The following is a 1,240-nucleotide window of genomic DNA, read 5'->3' on the forward strand; positions in this document are numbered from 1 at the left end:
TGGACCGGCCAGAGTTCTGTAGACACTCAGTCGCCGCTCTGCGCGTAGCGCCTTTCAAACTCTACCGGTGACAGTCCGCCAGCGGAACCATGCCGGCGGATCGGGTTGTAGAACATCTCGATGTAGTCAAACACGTCCGATGCCGCCATGGCGCGTGTCGGGTAGATCCGCCGCTTGATCCGCTCCTTCTTCAAGACGCTGAAGAAACTCTCGGCCACGGCGTTGTCGTGGCAGTTCCCGCGTCGGCTCATGCTCGGCACCATCCGGTACGCTTTCAGGAACGACTGCCAATCGCTGCTGGTGAACTGACAGCCCTGGTCGGAGTGCACCATCACGCCAGGACCGGGCTTGCGCCGCCACGCCGCCGCCACCAGTGCCTGCAGCACCAGATCGCTGGTCATCGTCGAAGCGGTTGCCCAACCCACGATCTGGCGCGAATACAGGTCCATCACCGCCGCCAGGAACAGCCAGCCCTCGTAGGTCCGGATGTAGGTGATGTCGGTGACCCAGACCTTGTTCGGTGCCTGTGGCCCGAAGTCCCGGTTGAGCACGTTGGCCACCACGCCCGCCGGGCCGCCGCGATGACGCGGCTTGCGGCCATAGCCGACTTGGGCACGCAGACCTTCTGCCCTCATCAACCGCAAGACGCGGTGCCGACTGCATTGCTCGCCGGCCTCGCGCAGGTCCAGGGTGATCTTGCGATAGCCATACACCGTGCCGCTGGCCAGCCAGTTGTGCTTGATCAGCCCCAGCAGACGCTGATCTTCGCGCTCACGAGCGCTGGCGCCATGGCGCAGCCAGGCGTAGTAGCCGCTGCGCTGCACGCCAAGCACCCGGCACATCGCCACCAAGCGGAACTCCCGGGCGTGCGCGCGCATGAACGCGTACTTCGCCCTTACCCCTTGGCAAAGTACGCGGCGGCTTTTTTTAGGATGTCGCGCTCCTCGGTCACCCGCCGCAGCTCAGCCTTGAGCCGTCGGATCTCGGCCGAGTCGCTCGGCGCAACCGTGGCTCCAGGGGCCGGTACCGTCTTCTTGGCCGCCTGCACCCAGCCATACAACGTGTGCTTGGGAATCCCGATCCGGGAGGCGACATCCACGACCGTGAAGCCACGCTCGATCACCTGCTTCACCGCTTCGGCACGGAACTCATCCGTGTACTGCTTGCTGTTGCCCATAAACACCTCGGTCATTGCCATGAATTATGGCAACCGGATGTCTACGAAAGGCTGGCCGGTCCA

General features: G+C 64.0%; 1 protein-coding gene. It reads right to left on the minus strand.

What is annotated here, in order from left to right; genetic code table 11:
- Positions 1-26: 26 nt before the first annotated feature.
- A protein-coding gene (locus ACVOLL_RS20550) for an IS3 family transposase (RefSeq protein ID WP_241899288.1) occupies positions 27-1,177 on the minus strand; the annotation gives its coding sequence in 2 pieces (ribosomal slippage) (positions 27-931 and positions 931-1,177; 1,152 coding nt in all).
- Positions 1,178-1,240 lie beyond the last annotated feature (63 nt).

This window comes from Stenotrophomonas sp. STEN035, from assembly GCF_056759935.1.